Genomic DNA, 16041 nt, shown 5'->3' on the forward strand with positions numbered 1-16041 from the left:
CCCCGAATCAGTTAGCGGCGCGTGAGAAGTCGGCATCCGCTGACCCGGCCGACGTATCACGCAGCCATTGCGGGACGTCGTCTCCGTCCGCAGCGGCCTTGACGCCGAACTCGCTTCGAAGCTGGTTGAGCGACAACTGGATTTGCCCGAGGACGCCAGCCATGAAGTCGTCGTGCGGCGCGCCGTGCGTCTCGGCGTGCTGCGCCAAGGTTTCGAAGGCGGCACGCAGGTTGCCGCGAATAACCGACTCCGCCTCGAAGGCGATCGCGCTGGTTTCCTTGCGGATTTCCGCTCCTTCTTCGTCCGGCGTGACCTTCTTGACGCGCGTCTTCTTCGCGGCCAGCTCGTCGATCTTCGCGTTCTTGTCGGACAGCAGACGCGTTTGCGCGGCGGCTTGTTCACGTGCTTCCCGAAGCGCACCACGCAGTTCCTTCACGCTCATGGTGGCGATATCGTCGAGCTTCAGCTCGCCGGTTTGGCCGGTCAGCTCCAGCTCTTCGATCTGTTCGTCGTCGAGGACCAGCATTTCAAAAAGCTTGGTCTGATTTCCGGCCGCCTTCAAAAGCGGCGTTAACGCCGCTTTTGAAAACTTGGTCGCCGACGCCATGAACCGTTGAGCTACACGCGGCTCAATCCCCAGAACATCAAGACGCGCACCAAATTGGCCGTGCTCACATGCCTCCTTCAGTACTCGAAGGCCACGACCAACCTCCAGGCACGCTTCCACACTACGACGCATGTTCGCCGCAATGTCGCGTTGAATCAGGTCCGGGTCGGTGCAATCGGCCGGCAACTGGTACCCGAGCTGTGTAGCGACGGCTCGGACTGTCGAGTCTCGTTCTTGATCAAGCACGGCGAGCTGATTCGCTGCGTCGACCATTGCGGGCATGCCCGGAACATCGGCGTCGGTCACGGTCGTCGCGACGTTGTTGGTGCTGCTCGGCTTTCGACCTTTCGTCATGATTTCGCTCTCACAAATCGGTTACTTCGGCGCGGTCCAGAATCTGAACGCGCCAGGACTCGGCGGGCACCGCCTGGAGAGCGCGCAACGATTTCTCTGCGTACTCTTTGGCGGTTGCTGCGACTTCGTGCTCGGCGCACTCCAGGCCGGTGATTACCACGCGGTTGAAGGAATCCCCAGGCGGGTACACGCAAGCGGTGTACGTGGTGAAATTGGCTGACACGGTTGCTCCTTTACTGATTCGTCAGGCGGGTTTGAATGCTGTCGAGGCGCTCGCGGGCGGCGTCGAGGCTACGGAGGATGGCGACGGCGTGGCGCCCCAGCTTCACGGATGGACGGATGCGGCCCGTTTCGGGAATACGCTCCGCGAACCCCATCGCCTCAAGCGTCGCGACATACCGCGTGATGTTCGACGGCGAGAGGTTCGTCGCCTTGGTGAGTTCGCCGGGCGTCAGGCCATGCGCGAAATGACCGAGCAGAACGTTGAGAACCTCCAGGACCTTCTCAGCGGACTTCGTGGTTGCGTTCGCGGTCATTCGGCTGCTCCAAGGTCGAGTTCGGGCTGTACATGGCGCTCGACGTTGCCGCGATGCCATGCAAGCCCTTCCATTGCTTGCTGGATCGTCGCGATCGTTTCGTCTGCATTGGCCGAGCCAGCGTAGAAGTCGAGCAATTGCCCGACTGCGGCGTTGAGCGTGCGTTGCAAGATCTGCATGTCTTCGGCCGTCGCGTCGCGGCCGGTCGGGATGTCGATGATCAGCCGACCGGCGCTTGCCGCCACCCAGCGAGTGACGAAATCGGCACCGCACGCGTCCTCGAACGGCCGGATCAGAGAGATCGGCATACGGCCTGACTGGAACCATTTGTAGAGAGTCCAGTGATCGGCGAGCCCCATGTGTTCAGAGATGCGTTCGACGCTGAGATTGCGCCGCTCGCGCGCATGCTCTTTACAGAGTTCAAGCGCGTGCCGAAGGCTATGCGGCTGAATACGTTTCCAATTGCGGCGGCTCATTGGGAAGCCCCATTCAAAACGGTTTCCGGCCGATTCCAAACAAATTCCCGTTTTGCGCCTATGCAACAACGTTGCGACTCGTAGAATGAAAAGCGGTTACTCTTACGGGGAAAATGTTCCATGACGGATTCGGATTTCAGTGAGTTAGCGGCACGTGTGGACGCTGTCGGGCAGACGATGCTTCGACTTATCGGCCACCTGGAGGAACAGGGCTGCGTCGACGGCGTACGCTTTTCGCAGGCGCTGCGTCGTTTCGGCGCTGCTCGTCGCCAACTGCCCGATCCGATACAGGCACGGGGCGGCGAAGTTGTCCTGCAGATGGTGCAGATGCTTGACGAAGCGAGGTCTCGCCGATGACCGGGCTGTCGACGTGGTGGCCGAAACAGTTGCAGCGCATGAGGTCTTTCACGCTGCGACGCGGTGTCGAGGCAATGCGAGCGCTTTTGCCGGGTCGGCGCAGATTTCGCCAGCCTTGAGCCCCAGCTTGACGGCGATTTCGTGCGCCTGGCCGCGGACACATTTTTTCCGGCCGCCCAGAACCTCGAATACGAGATTGGGAGAGAATTTGTTCGCGATCGCCCACTGGGTGATCGAGATACCTTTCGATTGAAGCTCCGCGCGGGCTTCAGCGGCGGTACGCAGTTTCATTGAAGCTCCTGTTAAGGGGCTGTCGGCACCGTGGAAAGTGCCGACTAGGTTGCCGTTCGTGGTGGGACGGTGTGAATGAAGTATGGTATGCGTTTGATTACCTGTCAAGCGCCATTTGGGTAATCGTATGGATTCAATAGGCGAGCGCCTGCGCGAGGAGCGTGAGCGGTTGGGGTATAGCCAGACGGCATTCGGGGCGCTGGCGGAGGTGACCAAGCAATCGCAGATCAAGTACGAGAAAGGCGAGCGTTCGCCGGACGCCAGCTACCTCGCGGCAATCATGCGTGTCGGGGCGGACGTCCAGTACATCGTCGGGGCGATACGATCGTCGATGGCGTTGGCACCCGATGAACAAGAACTCGTTTCGCGGTACCGGTCCGCGTCGCTTGAGGTGAAAGCCGCTGCGATTGGCGCGCTGGCGGCCGCAAGCACGACGCGCCAGGAGCAGGTCTTTCACGGATCCGTAGGACAGGCCGTAAAGGTCGAGGGAAACCTCGATCAGCAGGGGATTAGTTTTTTCGGTAAAGGCAAGAAAAGAAAATGACCAATGACGCTAACGGGAAACAGGAGTTCAACAAGCCGGTCGGGCAAGCCATACAGGCCGGTGAAGCAAACATCGCTGATCGCTCGGTGAATATCCGGGCCGGCTCAATCGGGAGCGTTGCTGGTCGCGACATCGTCAACGTCAACCACGGCGTACCGTTCTCGAACAGCAATGTCGTGAACCTCCAGTTCGGCCCGAAGGAGCCCGAAGAAGTCGAGTTCGTGACCAACCATCAGAAGGGTGTGATCATGGAGCTGGTCGGGCAGATCGCCGACGCGACGGGAAATGATGTTCTCAAGATTTCCCGGGCCGTATTGGCTCGCGCCGGTGCCAAGCGGGTCAAATGGATTCGCAGCGATAGATACGTCGATATCGAGCAATACCTGACGTCCTGGCTGAACCGCGTAGCGATCAAGTCCACCGCACCAAGCGCCGCCCAATCTACGCCCGCTCGGGACAACGTTTGCGAAGACTCACGCCCTGACCTGACGACGCAACTCCAGCTCACCCAGGAGCGGCTCGCATCCACCCGAACGATGCTGAAAGTCACGTTGTTCGCGGCACTCTTGGGCGGCGTCATCCTCGGCTACTACGGCTGGTCCAGTCATCAAACAATCGACCAACTCCAGGCAGCATTCGGCGGCTGCCAGTATGCGGGGAAAACGTACGCGGTCGGCAGCATCATCGACAACTCCGAAGCGCCCGATATTGAGTGTGTTGTGACGTCGGACGGCAAGCCCGGTGTATGGCGCGATCTCAGCGCACGACGCAAGCACTGACGAGCCGGCCGGCGATTCAGTCGCGCAGGCTTGAACGAGCATTAATTTCTTCCCGTAACGGCAGGCAGCAAAATGACCAATCCGAAGAACAATTCGAATTCCGACTCCACCAACAAGGGCGTGCCGACGCGTGACAGCGTCGACTACGGTGAGCGGCGCGACTACAACGATATCAACAAGGGTTTCGAAGTGGTCAACACGCTGCCGCCGCCTCCGCCGCTGCCGACACGGGATAACAGCAATGGGAACGACCAATCTTGACCTGCAGTGGCACAACCAGCTCTTCGACATTCGCCGCTCGATCCGGTATCACAACCGCCGGCGCGCGTTCTTCGATCGCCTCGACCAGATGACTAACATGCTGTCCGTGATCTTCGGGTCGACGGCGGTCTACGGGGTGCTTGAGCAGCAATACAAGGCGGTCGCGCTCGTCGCTGCGGGGCTCGTGACGGTGCTGTCCGCGATCAACCTGGTCGTGGGTTCGTCGCAGCGCGCGCGGGCGCATGCGGATTTCGCACGCCAGTTCATCGGCTTGGAAAAGCGCATGGCACTTTCGGTGCCGGACGAAAGCGTGTTGCTGGCGGTGCGCAGCGAACGGCTGACGATCGAGGCCGAGGAACCGCCGGTCCTACACGTGCTCAACGTGATGTGCCACAACGAGCAAATGCGGGCGATGGGATACGCGGACGATCAGCTCGCAAAGGTCGGCTTCTGGCAGCGGATGTTCTCCCAGCTCTTCGATTTTCAGGAGCACGCGCTGCGCTCATCGAAGCCGTAGAATTCGGCTTGCTGTCGGCGGTGCCTGTGCCTATGCTGGATGACTCCCGACTTGGAGTCATCCCATGAACATTCACCCCGTCATTGCGTCATTCGAACATCAGGCCAAGATCCTCGACGTGACTGGCGACCAGGAGAACTCCGACGATGCAATCGCGTTGCTCGCTGGTTGGATCGACCTGTCGCTCGAACGCCTTAACGAATTCGATGTCAGTACGCTCGTAAGGATCGGTGGGCTGTTGTATCGCGATGGTCTGAATCGCAGGAACGCCGCGCAAGCCGACCGCTAAAGCCGATTAAAAGACCTACCCGTACATGCCGTCCAAGATGACGGCATATCCACTACGGGAGGTCATATGCCCTTCATCAAGCGCTTCCCGCGGCTGACGAGCTGGCTCGTCGCCGCGATCATCCTCGTTGCAGCCATCGCGCTTTTCTCGCCGCAGCAACTGCCCGTCGCCCTCTACAAACTGAGTCTCGTCAGCCTCGCGGCCGTCGTCGCGTACTGGCTCGATCGCGGGCTTTTCCCGTACGCGCGGCCGGACAGCTATCTCGAAACCGACTGGCGGCATGGACCGGACGGACTGACGCCCGAAGCCGACTATCGAGTCGCCAAGGGCTACGAGCTGGTGTTCGCCGCGGCCATGCTTCGCCGCGCGGTGATCGTCCTCGGCGTCGTAGTCGGCGTCGCGCTGGGTCTCTGACCATGCGCGTCCTGATCGCCTTTGTCGTCGCGTTGCTCGGCGCCGCCGCGCCCGTGGCCGCGCAAGTGCCCGCCGAGGCGCTGGCGTACCGCGCCGAGCTGACGCGCAACGCACGTGCCGTCTGGGGCATGGATGCGCCAGTCTCGTCGTTCGCGGCGCAAATCCACCAGGAGAGCCGCTGGCGCGCGGACGCCGTCAGCGTCGTTGGTGCGCGCGGGATGTCTCAATTCATGCCCTCGACCGTCGACTGGATCGCGGGCGCCTATCCGGCCGAGCTGGGCGAGGCGCAGCCGTTCAACCCGTCCTGGTCGATTCGTGCGCTCGTGCGGTACGACCGGCACCTCTGGGAGCGCATCACGGCGGCCGGTGCATGCGAGCGCATGGCGATGACGCTGTCGGCCTATAACGGCGGCCTGGGCTGGGTCTATCGCGATCAGCGCGTGACGGCTGCCGGCGGCGCCGATCGGCAACGCTGGTTCGGCCATGTCGAGCGGTTCAACGCCGGCCGGCACGCGGCCGCTTTCCGCGAGAACCGCGGCTACCCGCGCGTGATTCTGCGCACGTTCGAGCCGCGTTACGTCAAGGCCGGGTTCGGGCCGGGAGCGTGCTCATGAACTTTCCTGCCCTGCTTTCGCGCGGCCAGTGTGTCGCGGCGGCGGCCGGCGCTGCGGCGATCGGCGCACTGGCGGCTGGCGCGGTCGCTTTCTTCGGCGGCTATCACGCCGGTGCGCTTGCCGGCGACGCGAAGGTCGCCAAGCTCGAACGCCAATACGCAGACGGCGCGCGCGATGCCGTCGAACAAGCGCGCATCAAGGAACGCGCGGAGACGCAGCGCGCGGCGGCGCTCGCCGGCGACCTGTTCGCCGAGAAAGCCCGGCACGCGCTCGAATCCGACGAACTGAAACGGAGAATTGCCAGTGTCACGAGCCAATACCGCCCGGCGCCGGATGCGCCTCTTCAGGATTTGCCTCGCTGCGTGTTCACTGCCGGCTTTGTCCGCGTGTGGAACGCCGCCGCCGGCGCCGATGGTGTGCCCGCGACCAGTGCTGCCGCCGGAGCTGTTGCGCCGGCCCGCGCCGATGACGCCCTTGATTCCGGGGTACGCCAGGACGACATCCTCGCCCACCACGTCGACGCCAGCCGCCGCAGCCGCGACATCGAATCGCAACTGAACAAGCTGATCGACTACATCGAGGGAGAAAAGCAGTGACGTTACAGGTGGAATTCTGGCAATTGGTGTCGATGCTCGCGACGTTCATCGGCCTTCTGATCGGGGCCGGCAAGGTGTTGCTCGTGCAGATCGAGCGCCACCAGTCCGAGCGCGATCAGAACCAGGAAAAACAGATCAAGGCGGTGCTCGAGCAGATCAGCCGGCAGGCGGACAACACGGCGCGCCTGGAGCGCGATTTTCTGCGATTTCAGGCGGACCTACCGCTGCAGTACGTGCGCCGCGAAGACTACGTGCGCAACCAGACCGTCATCGAAGCCAAGCTCGACGCGATCGCGCTCAGATTCGAAAACTTACAACTCCGGGGAAATCAATGACGCCCACCAATCCGCTGGGAATCGACCACGCCAAGGTGCGCCGCGAATCGCTGCGCTGGTATCTGATTCTGGCGCTGTACAACGCGCGGCCCGAGGAAGTCGTCGAGGACGTGATCCAGATGACGATGCGCTCGATCTTCGCCGACATCACGGCGCTTGAGGTGCGCAAGGAACTGGACTACCTCGCCGATCGCGTGCTGGTGAAGCTGCGCAAGGAACCGTCCGGCCGCTGGTGGGGCGATCTCACGCGCTACGGCGTCGACATCGCCGAGTACACGATCGATTGCGAGCCGGGCATCGCGCGGCCGGCCAAGTACTGGAGCCAGTGACATGGGGCGCAGCAGCGGCGTGCAACGCCTGCCGAAGGCCGTGCGCGAATGGCTCGAAAGCGCGCTCGTCGAGGGCAACTTCACGGGCTATCAGGAGCTGGAGCAAACGCTTCGCGACAAGGGCTACCAGATCAGCAAGTCGGCGATCCATCGGTACGGGCAGCGTATCGAGCGCCGCTTCGCCGCGATCAAGGCGAGCACGGAAGCCGCACGCATCCTGACCGAAGGCGCAGCGGACGATCAGGACGCCCGCTCCGAGGCTGTGATCGCGCTCGTGCAGACCGAGATGTTCGAGTCCATCGTCAACCTGCAGGAAGCGACCGACGAAGACGCCGATCCAGGCGAACGTATCGCGCTGCTGTCCAAGGCCGCGAAGAACATCGCGACGCTGGCCCGCGCGAGCGTGAACCAGAAGAAATTCCGCCTGGAGGTGCAGGCACGCGCGGAAGCGGCCGCCGCGGCCGTCGACAAGGTCGTCAAGAGCAGCGGCCTGTCCGATGACGCGGCCGACGCGATCCGTCGTCAGATTCTCGGGATTGCAGGATGACGACCGTCGAAACCCGTGCGGATCGTGCGCCCGCCGTCCTGCTGCCGTATCAGCAGAAATGGTGCGCCGACACGTCGCCCGTCAAGGTCTGCGAGAAGTCGCGCCGCGTTGGCTTGTCCTGGGGCGAAGCAGCCGATTCAGCGTTGCTCGCAGCCAGCCAGCGCGGCATGGACGTTTGGTACGTCGGTTACAACAAAGACATGGCGCAGGAGTTCATCCGGGACTGCGCCGACTGGGCCAAGTTCTACAGCCTCGCGGCCGACGAGATCGAAGAAACCGAAGAGGTCTTTCAGGACAAGGATGGCGACAAGTCGATCCTCGCGTTCGTGATCCGCTTCGCGTCGGGCTTTCGCGTCACGGCACTGTCGTCGCGCCCGTCCAACCTGCGCGGCAAGCAAGGCCGCGTGATCATCGACGAGGCAGCGTTCCACGAGCAGCTCGGCGAGCTGCTCAAGGCCGCGATGGCGCTGCTGATGTGGGGCGGTCAGGTTCACATCATTTCGACGCACGACGGCGTCGACAACGCGTTCAATGAGCTGGTCACGGACGTCCGTTCCGGCAAGAAGCCCTACAGCCTGCATCGCATCACGTTCGCCGACGCAGTCCAGGACGGGCTCTACCAGCGCATTTGCCTGCGCAAGGGCGAAGCCTGGACGGCCGAAGGTGAAGCCAAGTGGGTCAAGGATATTCGCGCGTCGTACGGCGCGGATGCTGAGGAAGAGCTGGACTGCGTGCCGAAGAACAGCGGCGGCGCATGGCTGTCGCGCGCGCTGATCGAGTCGCGCATGTCGGCTGACACGCCGGTGCTGCGCTGGGCCTGCAAACAGGGTTTCGAGGTGCTTCCCGACCACATCCGCGCAGCCGAATGCCGCGATTGGCTCGAAGCGACGCTCGGCCCGCTGCTCACGGCGCTCCCGGTCGACGCCCGCTCGTACAACGGCGAGGACTTCGGACGGACTGGCGACCTGACGGTCCACGTGCCGCTGATCGAACAACAGAACCTGGTTCGCCGCGTGCCGTTCATCGTCGAGCTGCGCAACGTGCCGTTCCGGCAGCAGGAGCAGATCGCCTTCTACCTGCTTGATCGGCTCCCGCGCTTCACGGGCGGCGCCTTCGACGCGCGGGGCAACGGCCAATACCTCGCAGAAGTCGCGATGCAGCGCTACGGCGCATCGCGCATCCAGCAAGTGATGCTGTCCGAGTCGTGGTATCGCGAGCACATGCCGCCCGTGAAGGCGGCGTTCGAAGACGGCACGATCGACGGCCTCCCGAAGGATGCCGACGTGCTCGCGGACCTGCGCGCCGTACAGGTCATCAAGGGCGTGCCGCGCATCCCGGACGTCCGCGCGACCGGCCAGGACGACGGCAAGCGCCACGGCGACGCCGCCGTAGCGGTTGCTCTGGCGTATTACGCGAGCCGTGAACTGAACAAGGGACCGGTGACCGCCAAGTCGCGGCGGCGCCGCTCCAGCGTCCGAATGACAGAGGGTTACGCATGAGCAAGGGTTTGTGGGTCAGCCCCACCGAGTTTGTTACGTTCGGCGAGCCGGACAAGTCGCTTTCGTCGCAGATCGCGACGCGGGCGCGAAGCATTGATTTCTTCGCGCTCGGCATGTACCTGCCGAATCCGGACCCGGTGCTCAAGGCACTCGGTAAGGACATCCGCGTCTACCGCGAGCTGCGCGCGGACGCGCACGTCGGCGGGTGCGTGCGCCGCCGCAAGGCGGCCGTGAAAGCGCTCGAATGGGGCCTCGACCGTGGCAAGGCGAAGAGTCGTGTCGCGAAGTCGATCGCCGACGTCTTCGCGGACCTCGACCTGTCTCGGATCGTGACCGAGATGCTGGACGCCGTCCTGTACGGCTATCAGCCGATGGAGATTACCTGGGGCAAGGTCGGCAACTACATCGTGCCGATCGACGTCGTCGGCAAGCCGGCCGACTGGTTCGTGTACGACCCGGAGAACCAGCTCCGCTTTCGCAGCAAGGATCACTGGATGCAAGGTGAAGAGCTGCCGGCACGCAAGTTCCTGGTGCCGCGCCAGGAGGCGACGTATCTGAACCCGTACGGCTTTCCGGACCTGTCGATGTGCTTCTGGCCGACGACGTTCAAGAAAGGCGGCCTCAAATTCTGGGTGCAGTTCACCGAGAAGTACGGTTCGCCGATGCTGGTCGGCAAGCATCCGCGCAGCGCATCCGATGGCGAAAAGAACCTGCTGCTCGACTGCCTTGAGGACATGGTGCAGGATGCTGTCGCCGTGGTCCCGGACGATTCCAGCATCGAGATTAAGGAAGCAGCCGGCAAGACCGGTAGCGCCGACGTCTACGAGCGCCTGCTGCACTTCTGTCGCGGCGAGGTATCGATTGCCTTGCTCGGGCAGAACCAAACCACCGAGGCGACGTCGACGCGCGCGTCCGCGCAGGCCGGGCTTGAGGTGACGGACGACATTCGCGACGGCGACAAGGCGGTCGTCTCCGAAGCGATGAACATGCTGATCCGCTGGATTTGCGACCTGAACTTCGACGGCGCCGATCGACCCGTCTTCGACATGTGGGAACAGGAACAGGTCGACGAGATCCAGGCCGGCCGCGACCAAAAGCTGACGCAAGCCGGCGCGCGTTTCACGCCGGCATATTTCAAGCGTGCGTACAACCTGCAGGATGGCGACCTGGACGAGCGGCCGCTGCCGGTGTCCGCCGTTGATACCGTGGGTGCCGCATCCTTCGCAGAGTTCGAAGCGCCCGACCAGGACGCGCTCGACGCCGCACTGAACACCTTGTCCGCGCGCGACCTGAATGCCGACGCGCAGGCGCTGGTCGCGCCGCTTTTAAAGCGGATTGCGAACGGCGCGAGTGCCGACGAGCTGCTCGGCATGCTGGCCGAGCTGTATCCGAGCCTCGACGCGGACGCGCTGCAGGAACGGCTTGCCCGCGCGATCTTCGTCGCGAACCTCTGGGGGCGTCTCCATGCCTGAAGCGGTCGACCTCGGCTACTGCATGAAGCTGCCGCCGAAGAAGGCGATCGAGTACTTGCGCAGCAAGGGCTACGAGATCACCTGGGATTGGGAGGAGCTTTGGCAGGACGCCCAGGCGAAGGCATTTACGGTTGCCAAGGTCACGCGCCTGGACATCCTGCAGGACATTCGCAACGCGGTCGAAACCGCAATCAGCGAAGGCAAGACGTTGCGATGGTTCACGAAAGAGCTGACGCCCGTACTGCAATCCAAGGGCTGGTGGGGAAAGCAGGAGCACGTCGACCAGGATACCGGCGAAGTCAACCAGGTTCAGCTCGGCAGCCCGTGGCGCCTGCAGACCATCTACCGAACGAACCTGCAGACGGCCTACATGGCGGGCCGCTACGCCGAGCAAATGGCGAACGTCGACGATCGGCCGTACTGGATGTACGTGGCGATCCTCGACAGCCGCACGCGCCCGAGCCATCGGGCAATGAACGGCAAGGTGTTCCGTTACGACGATCCGTTCTGGCAGTCGTTCTACCCGCCGAACGGCTGGGGCTGCCGGTGCCGCGTGGTGGCGCTGTCGCACGACGAGATCATCGTGCGAGGCATCAAGGTCGAGGCGGCCGGCGACCGCCTCGGCACGACGCTCAAGCTGGTCAACGAGAAGACCGGCGAGCTGCGCGAGGTCGCGACGTTCCGCACCGTCGACCCAGTCACGCGCCGCGAAATCGTCGTGTCGCCGGACGTCGGCTGGAGCTACAACCCCGGTGCCGCGGCGTGGCAGCCTGACCTGTCTCGATACACGGGTGATCTCGGCACGATCGCCAGGGGGGAATTGCAGTGAGCGATTTCGTGAATTTCCAGATCGACGACTCGGCGCTGCGCACGCGCTTGCTGCAGCTCGAACAAGCCGGCCATCAGAAGGCTGGCGCGATGCGCAAGATCGCGCAGGCGCTGGTGCTGGTCACCGAGGACAACTTCGCCGCGCAAGGCCGGCCGCGGTGGCAGGCATTGTCGGAAGCGACGATTCACATGCGCGTCGGCGGCAAGAAGGCGTACAAGAAAAACGGCGAGCTGACCGCGGCCGCGTCGCGTCGCAAGGCCGGTCTGATGATCCTGCAGGACAGCGGGCAAATGGCCGCGAGCGTCTCGACGGATCACGACGACAATTCGGCCGTCATCGGCAGCAACAAGGAATACGCCGCGATTCACCAGTTCGGCGGGCAAGCCGGTCGCGGATTGAAGGTCACGATTCCCGCCCGTCCGTGGTTGCCCGTTACGGCTGATGGCGAGCTGCAACCTGAAGCGGTCGAGCCGGTGCTCAACACGATCCTGCGCCACTTGATGGACGCAGCGAACCGCCGCTAACCTGTCGACGAGCCGATCGCGCTCTGCGCGCCTCCGGACCACCCGAGGCGCGCAACGATAGCCACAGCGCCCTGACGCTGCCCCGTAAAGTTTTATAAAGGCTTTACGGGTTTGGTTCGAACCTGCTGCGCTCCCTGCATCGCGCGTATCACGCCGGCGCAATCGTAAAGCCGATTAAAAGACCCGTTCCGTTCGTCGCCCGATGATGGGCGCCATGAACGCGAAACCACTCCACATTTTCCGGGCAGGCACGCAGACCGACATGAACGGTCGCGTGCTTGATTTCGCCGAAACGGACCTCGCCGCGACGGCTGCTGCATACGATCCGAAAGTCCACGAAGCGCCGATCGTCATCGGCCATCCGCGCGACAACGCGCCGGCGTGGGGCTGGGTCGCTTCTCTCTCGGCGTCGGCCGGCAACCTGCAGGCCGAACCCACCCAGGTCGATCCCGCATTCGCCGAACTCGTCGGCGCCGGGCGCTACAAGAAGATCAGCGCCAGCTTCTACCACCCCGATTCGCCGCACAACCCGGTGCCGGGCGTGTACTACCTCCGTCACGTCGGGTTCCTCGGTGCGCAGCCGCCGGCCCTCAAGGGCCTGCGCGACGTCAATTTCAGCGACGGCAACGAAGGCGTCGTCGAGTTCAGCGACTGGGGCCAAGAACTCAATGCGGGCCTCTGGCGCAGCCTGCGCGAATGGCTGCTGACGCAATTCGGCCGGGACACGGCTGATCAGGTCATCCCCGATTGGCAAATCGAGTCGATCCGCGAAGTCGCGCGACAAGACGATGCGCCGACCAGCGCATTCGCCGAACGCGGGGCGGCAACCGTACCCACCACCACGAAGCAGGAGAAAGACGCAGTGACCCCTGAGCAAAAGGCCGCACTGGAGGCCGAAAACACCCAGCTCAAGCAGCAGCTCGCCGACGCGCAGGCGCGTGAGCGCAAGGCGGCGGACGACCGCCGCCACAGCGAGCATGTGTCGTATGCCGAGCAGCTCGTCAAGGGCGGCACGCTCGCCCCGAAGCACAAGGATGCAGTCGTCGCATTTCTCGACTTCACGGCACGTGAGCCGTTCGAGTTCGGCGAAGGCGATGCCAAGCAGCCGCTGGCGAGCGCATTCCGTTCGTTCCTCGGCGAGCTGCCGAAGGTCGTCGAATTTGGCGAGCACGCCACGCGCGAGCGCGCCGGCGTGACGACGACGGGCGCCGACACCGTCGAGTACGGCGAGAACGTCGATCCGAAGCGCGCCGAGCTGGACGGCCGCATTCGTGCATACATGCGCGAACACAAGGTCGATTACGCGGCGGCCGCGAACGCGGTGATCCGTTAATAACCGGCGCAAGCCACAGATAAGGCCATTGAGCCAGGAGAAATGATGGGACGTCTCTCGAAACTGCGAATCGTCGATCCGGTGCTGACGAATCTCGCGATCGGTTACACGAACGCCGAATTCATCGGCCAGAGCCTGATGCCGGTCGTCGAAGTGGAAAAGGAAGGCGGCAAGATTCCGAAGTTCGGCAAGGAATCGTTCCGCCTCTACAAGACGGAACGCGCGCTGCGCGCCCGGTCGAATCGAATGAACCCTGAAGACCTCGGCAGCATCGACATCGTCCTCGACGAACACGATCTCGAGTATCCGATCGACTACCGCGAAGACCAGGAATCGGCGTTCCCCCTGGAACAAGCCGCCGTCCAGACAGCGACCGAAGCGATCCAGTTGCGCCGCGAAAAAATGGTCGCGGACCTCGCGCAGAACCCGAACAGCTACGCCGGGGGCAACAAGAAGCAACTCAGCGCGACCGAGAAGTTCACCGCGGCCGGCAGCGATCCGGTCGGCGTCATCGAAGACGGCAAGGAAGCGATCCGCACGAAGATCGGCCGCCGGCCGAACACGATGGTGATCGGTGCGTCGGCCTACAAGACGCTGAAGGCCCACCCGCAGCTCATCGAGAAGATCAAGTACTCGATGAAGGGCATCGTGACCGTCGACCTGCTGAAGGAAATCTTCGAGGTCGAGAACATCGCGGTCGGCGAAGCCATCTATGCCGACGACAAGGACCGCTTCACGGACATCTGGGGCGCCAACATCGTGCTCGCCTACGTTCCGCTGCAGCGCGGCGGCCAACAGCGTACGCCGTATGAGCCGTCCTACGGCTACACGCTGCGCAAGAAAGGCAATCCGGTCGTCGACACGCGCATCGAAGACGGCAAGCTCGAACTGGTGCGCAGCACGGACATTTTCCGGCCGTACCTGCTCGGCGCGGACGCCGGCTACCTGATCTCGGGCATCAACGGCTGATCGCTCGCGGCACCGAATCCCGTACTGACCACGTCTCGCCTTCGGGCGAGACCCACCCGAACGGAACATGACTCATGAAAACGCATCAACCGATCCTTACCACGTCCGTTACCGCTGCCGCCGGCCTGAACCGCTTCCAGTTCGTCGGCTTCGATGGTGGCGTGTGCGCAGCCGGCGCGAAGGCGCTCGGCGTTGCCGAAACGACCGCCGATGTCGGCGAGCAAGCGCCGGTCAACCTGCTCGGCGTCATCCTGGTCATGGCCGGCGCACCGGTCGACGAGCATGCCGAGGTCGAGTCGGACGCGGCCGGCCAAGCCATTCCGAAGGCAACCGGCGCATCGAACGGCTACGCGCTCGATGCGGCGACGGCGGCCGGCGACGTCATCCGCATCCTGCGGGGTATTTGACGTGCGTTATTGCACGCTCGCCGACCTGAAGCTGGCCGTGCCGGAACGGACGCTCATTGAGCTGACGAACGACACGACCACCGACTACGGCGCACCGGCGCCGACGACGATCAATACCGACATCGTCGAAAGCTCGGTGCGCCAGGCGGAGGAAATCGTCGACGCGCACTTGCGCGGCCGCTACAACCTGCCGCTGTCGCCGGTTCCGACGGTCATCAAGGATGTCACGGTCAATCTGGCCCGGCACTGGCTGTATGCCCGTCGACCGGAAGGCGCCGCGCTCCCGGACACCGTGTCGCAGACCTTCAAGGCGTCGATGCACATGCTCGAAAAGATCCGCGACAACAAGCTGACGATCGGCGACCCGAGCGGCCCGGCGACGCCCGAGCCGGGCGAAATGAAGGTCCGCGCGCGCCGTCGCCAGTTCGACGCGGACCTGTTGGAGCGCTTCTGATGGCGACGACGCTTGAAATGGTCGATGCCATCGTCGCCCGGCTGCGCGTCAAGCTGCCAGCGCTGGTGACCGAGTACTTCCCGGAGCGCCCGGACGAATACCGGCTCAACCATGCGATCGGCGCGTTGCTGGTCAGCTATCCGGGCAGCCAGTACGACACGACCGTCGACACCGACATGGTTGTTCAGCCGCGGCGAGTGAAGTTTGCCGTCGCGATCGTGCTGCGCCAGCTCAACGGCCGCGGCGGTGCCATCGACGTGCTCGATCACGTTCGCACCGCCCTGGTGGGCTTCCGCCCGCCGGACTGCAAAAAGCTCGCGGCGGTCAGCGACAAGTTTCTCGGCGAGTCGGCCGGCCTGTGGCAGTACGTGATCGAGTTTTCGGCGGGCGCCGTGATTGTCGAAGACGCGGAGCCGAACGACGGACCGCTGTTGACGCAAGTTACCTACGAGGAGGAATCGTGAAATACCAGTACAGCGGACCGACCAGCGGCGTCACGCTGCAGGACGGCGAAGACGTCCAGGAAGTGATGCTTCATACGGGCGCAGACGTCGAGCTGCCCGAAGACCACGAGTACACAGCGACGCTGCTCGCGATGGGCTACCTGAAGCCGGCCGCAGCGCCGTCGACCAAGCCCGCGCGCCCCAGCGTGCCGGAAGACCAACCGAAGACCGCCGCGAACGCGGTCGCCGTGAAGGGAGTCTGAGC

The 16041-nt window shown here is 63.6% G+C and carries 27 protein-coding genes; 22 read left to right on the plus strand and 5 right to left on the minus strand.

Translation table 11 applies throughout. The annotated features are described in order from the left end of the window. Window positions 1-7: 7 nt before the first annotated feature. Genes DTA15_RS33380 through DTA15_RS33395 form a run of 4 tightly spaced genes read right to left on the minus strand, consistent with a single transcriptional unit; the run spans window position 8 to window position 1973 of the window. Window positions 8-961 (minus strand): hypothetical protein, encoded by a 954-nt coding sequence (locus DTA15_RS33380; RefSeq protein ID WP_006485380.1) that lies wholly within the window; start codon window positions 959-961, stop codon window positions 8-10. A gap of 10 nt (window positions 962-971) precedes the next feature. After that, window positions 972-1184, minus strand: a complete 213-nt coding sequence (locus tag DTA15_RS33385; RefSeq protein WP_012493771.1) for a hypothetical protein — start codon at window positions 1182-1184, stop codon at window positions 972-974. Window positions 1185-1194: 10 nt separating this feature from the next. Then, a complete protein-coding gene (locus tag DTA15_RS33390; RefSeq protein WP_006485394.1) occupies window positions 1195-1497 on the minus strand; it encodes a helix-turn-helix domain-containing protein in 303 nt (100 codons plus the stop codon). Then, window positions 1494-1973 (minus strand): hypothetical protein, encoded by a 480-nt coding sequence (locus DTA15_RS33395; protein WP_012493770.1) that lies wholly within the window; start codon window positions 1971-1973, stop codon window positions 1494-1496. The genes DTA15_RS33390 and DTA15_RS33395 overlap by 4 nt, the downstream gene beginning before the upstream one ends. Before the next feature lie 120 nt (window positions 1974-2093). Between DTA15_RS33395 and DTA15_RS33400 the strand changes: the two genes are divergently transcribed. Further along, on the plus strand, window positions 2094-2330 hold the full coding sequence (locus DTA15_RS33400; protein WP_012493768.1) for a hypothetical protein: 237 nt from the start codon (window positions 2094-2096) through the stop codon (window positions 2328-2330). A 48-nt stretch (window positions 2331-2378) separates the two neighbouring features. On the opposite strand, the gene DTA15_RS33405 is transcribed toward DTA15_RS33400, so the two are convergent. Beyond that, the gene (locus tag DTA15_RS33405) at window positions 2379-2621 is read right to left on the minus strand and encodes a DNA-binding protein (protein WP_006485399.1); all 243 of its coding nucleotides are present in this window, start codon (window positions 2619-2621) and stop codon (window positions 2379-2381) included. Between the two features lie 127 nt (window positions 2622-2748). Between DTA15_RS33405 and DTA15_RS33410 the strand changes: the two genes are divergently transcribed. The 21 genes from DTA15_RS33410 (at window position 2749) to DTA15_RS33510 (ending at window position 16039) form a co-directional block, all read left to right on the plus strand. Then, the gene (locus tag DTA15_RS33410; RefSeq protein ID WP_012493766.1) at window positions 2749-3165 is read left to right on the plus strand and encodes a helix-turn-helix domain-containing protein; all 417 of its coding nucleotides are present in this window, start codon (window positions 2749-2751) and stop codon (window positions 3163-3165) included. Beyond that, window positions 3162-3944 (plus strand): hypothetical protein, encoded by a 783-nt coding sequence (locus tag DTA15_RS33415; protein ID WP_006485360.1) that lies wholly within the window; start codon window positions 3162-3164, stop codon window positions 3942-3944. The genes DTA15_RS33410 and DTA15_RS33415 overlap by 4 nt, the downstream gene beginning before the upstream one ends. A 72-nt stretch (window positions 3945-4016) precedes the next feature. After that, window positions 4017-4205: a hypothetical protein gene (locus tag DTA15_RS33420; protein WP_006485386.1), complete on the plus strand. Its 189-nt coding sequence runs from the start codon at window positions 4017-4019 to the stop codon at window positions 4203-4205. Beyond that, entirely contained in the window at window positions 4186-4722 is a 537-nt protein-coding gene (locus tag DTA15_RS33425) for a hypothetical protein (RefSeq protein ID WP_006485413.1), read from the plus strand. Before DTA15_RS33420 ends, DTA15_RS33425 begins: the two co-directional genes overlap by 20 nt. A gap of 64 nt (window positions 4723-4786) precedes the next feature. Beyond that, window positions 4787-5011 (plus strand): hypothetical protein, encoded by a 225-nt coding sequence (locus DTA15_RS33430; protein ID WP_006485403.1) that lies wholly within the window; start codon window positions 4787-4789, stop codon window positions 5009-5011. 66 nt (window positions 5012-5077) lie between these two features. Continuing rightward, window positions 5078-5425 (plus strand): putative holin, encoded by a 348-nt coding sequence (locus tag DTA15_RS33435; protein WP_006485400.1) that lies wholly within the window; start codon window positions 5078-5080, stop codon window positions 5423-5425. A gap of 2 nt (window positions 5426-5427) precedes the next feature. Continuing rightward, the gene (locus DTA15_RS33440; RefSeq protein ID WP_006485414.1) at window positions 5428-6039 is read left to right on the plus strand and encodes a transglycosylase SLT domain-containing protein; all 612 of its coding nucleotides are present in this window, start codon (window positions 5428-5430) and stop codon (window positions 6037-6039) included. After that, window positions 6036-6635: a hypothetical protein gene (locus DTA15_RS33445; protein ID WP_006485363.1), complete on the plus strand. Its 600-nt coding sequence runs from the start codon at window positions 6036-6038 to the stop codon at window positions 6633-6635. Before DTA15_RS33440 ends, DTA15_RS33445 begins: the two co-directional genes overlap by 4 nt. Further along, window positions 6632-6970, plus strand: a complete 339-nt coding sequence (locus DTA15_RS33450) for a hypothetical protein (RefSeq protein WP_006485409.1) — start codon at window positions 6632-6634, stop codon at window positions 6968-6970. The genes DTA15_RS33445 and DTA15_RS33450 overlap by 4 nt, the downstream gene beginning before the upstream one ends. Then, complete coding sequence (locus DTA15_RS33455; protein ID WP_006485389.1) at window positions 6967-7299, plus strand: hypothetical protein; 333 nt, start codon at window positions 6967-6969, stop codon at window positions 7297-7299. The genes DTA15_RS33450 and DTA15_RS33455 overlap by 4 nt, the downstream gene beginning before the upstream one ends. Window position 7300: 1 nt before the next feature. Continuing rightward, entirely contained in the window at window positions 7301-7846 is a 546-nt protein-coding gene (locus DTA15_RS33460) for a DUF3486 family protein (RefSeq protein ID WP_006485391.1), read from the plus strand. After that, the gene (locus tag DTA15_RS33465) at window positions 7843-9345 is read left to right on the plus strand and encodes a terminase large subunit domain-containing protein (protein WP_006485377.1); all 1503 of its coding nucleotides are present in this window, start codon (window positions 7843-7845) and stop codon (window positions 9343-9345) included. The genes DTA15_RS33460 and DTA15_RS33465 overlap by 4 nt, the downstream gene beginning before the upstream one ends. Then, complete coding sequence (locus tag DTA15_RS33470; protein ID WP_006485375.1) at window positions 9342-10817, plus strand: DUF935 domain-containing protein; 1476 nt, start codon at window positions 9342-9344, stop codon at window positions 10815-10817. Before DTA15_RS33465 ends, DTA15_RS33470 begins: the two co-directional genes overlap by 4 nt. Continuing rightward, window positions 10810-11646, plus strand: a complete 837-nt coding sequence (locus DTA15_RS33475; RefSeq protein WP_006485383.1) for a phage head morphogenesis protein — start codon at window positions 10810-10812, stop codon at window positions 11644-11646. Before DTA15_RS33470 ends, DTA15_RS33475 begins: the two co-directional genes overlap by 8 nt. Window positions 11647-11654: 8 nt before the next feature. Beyond that, complete coding sequence (locus DTA15_RS33480) at window positions 11655-12170, plus strand: phage virion morphogenesis protein (protein ID WP_253192247.1); 516 nt, start codon at window positions 11655-11657, stop codon at window positions 12168-12170. Between the two features lie 214 nt (window positions 12171-12384). After that, complete coding sequence (locus tag DTA15_RS33485; protein WP_006485410.1) at window positions 12385-13503, plus strand: hypothetical protein; 1119 nt, start codon at window positions 12385-12387, stop codon at window positions 13501-13503. A gap of 45 nt (window positions 13504-13548) precedes the next feature. Next, window positions 13549-14472, plus strand: coding sequence for a major capsid protein (locus DTA15_RS33490; protein ID WP_006485371.1), 924 nt, complete (start codon window positions 13549-13551; stop codon window positions 14470-14472). 74 nt (window positions 14473-14546) lie between these two features. Further along, window positions 14547-14879, plus strand: a complete 333-nt coding sequence (locus tag DTA15_RS33495; RefSeq protein WP_006485381.1) for a DUF2190 family protein — start codon at window positions 14547-14549, stop codon at window positions 14877-14879. 1 nt (window position 14880) lies between these two features. Then, complete coding sequence (locus DTA15_RS33500; protein ID WP_006485358.1) at window positions 14881-15333, plus strand: gp436 family protein; 453 nt, start codon at window positions 14881-14883, stop codon at window positions 15331-15333. Next, window positions 15333-15797: a Gp37 family protein gene (locus tag DTA15_RS33505; RefSeq protein ID WP_006485353.1), complete on the plus strand. Its 465-nt coding sequence runs from the start codon at window positions 15333-15335 to the stop codon at window positions 15795-15797. Before DTA15_RS33500 ends, DTA15_RS33505 begins: the two co-directional genes overlap by 1 nt. Continuing rightward, complete coding sequence (locus tag DTA15_RS33510) at window positions 15794-16039, plus strand: hypothetical protein (protein WP_006485405.1); 246 nt, start codon at window positions 15794-15796, stop codon at window positions 16037-16039. Before DTA15_RS33505 ends, DTA15_RS33510 begins: the two co-directional genes overlap by 4 nt. The last annotated feature ends 2 nt before the right edge of the window (window positions 16040-16041 follow it).

The sequence above is a fragment of the Burkholderia cenocepacia genome, from assembly GCF_900446215.1.
Lineage (GTDB): Bacteria > Pseudomonadota > Gammaproteobacteria > Burkholderiales > Burkholderiaceae > Burkholderia > Burkholderia cenocepacia.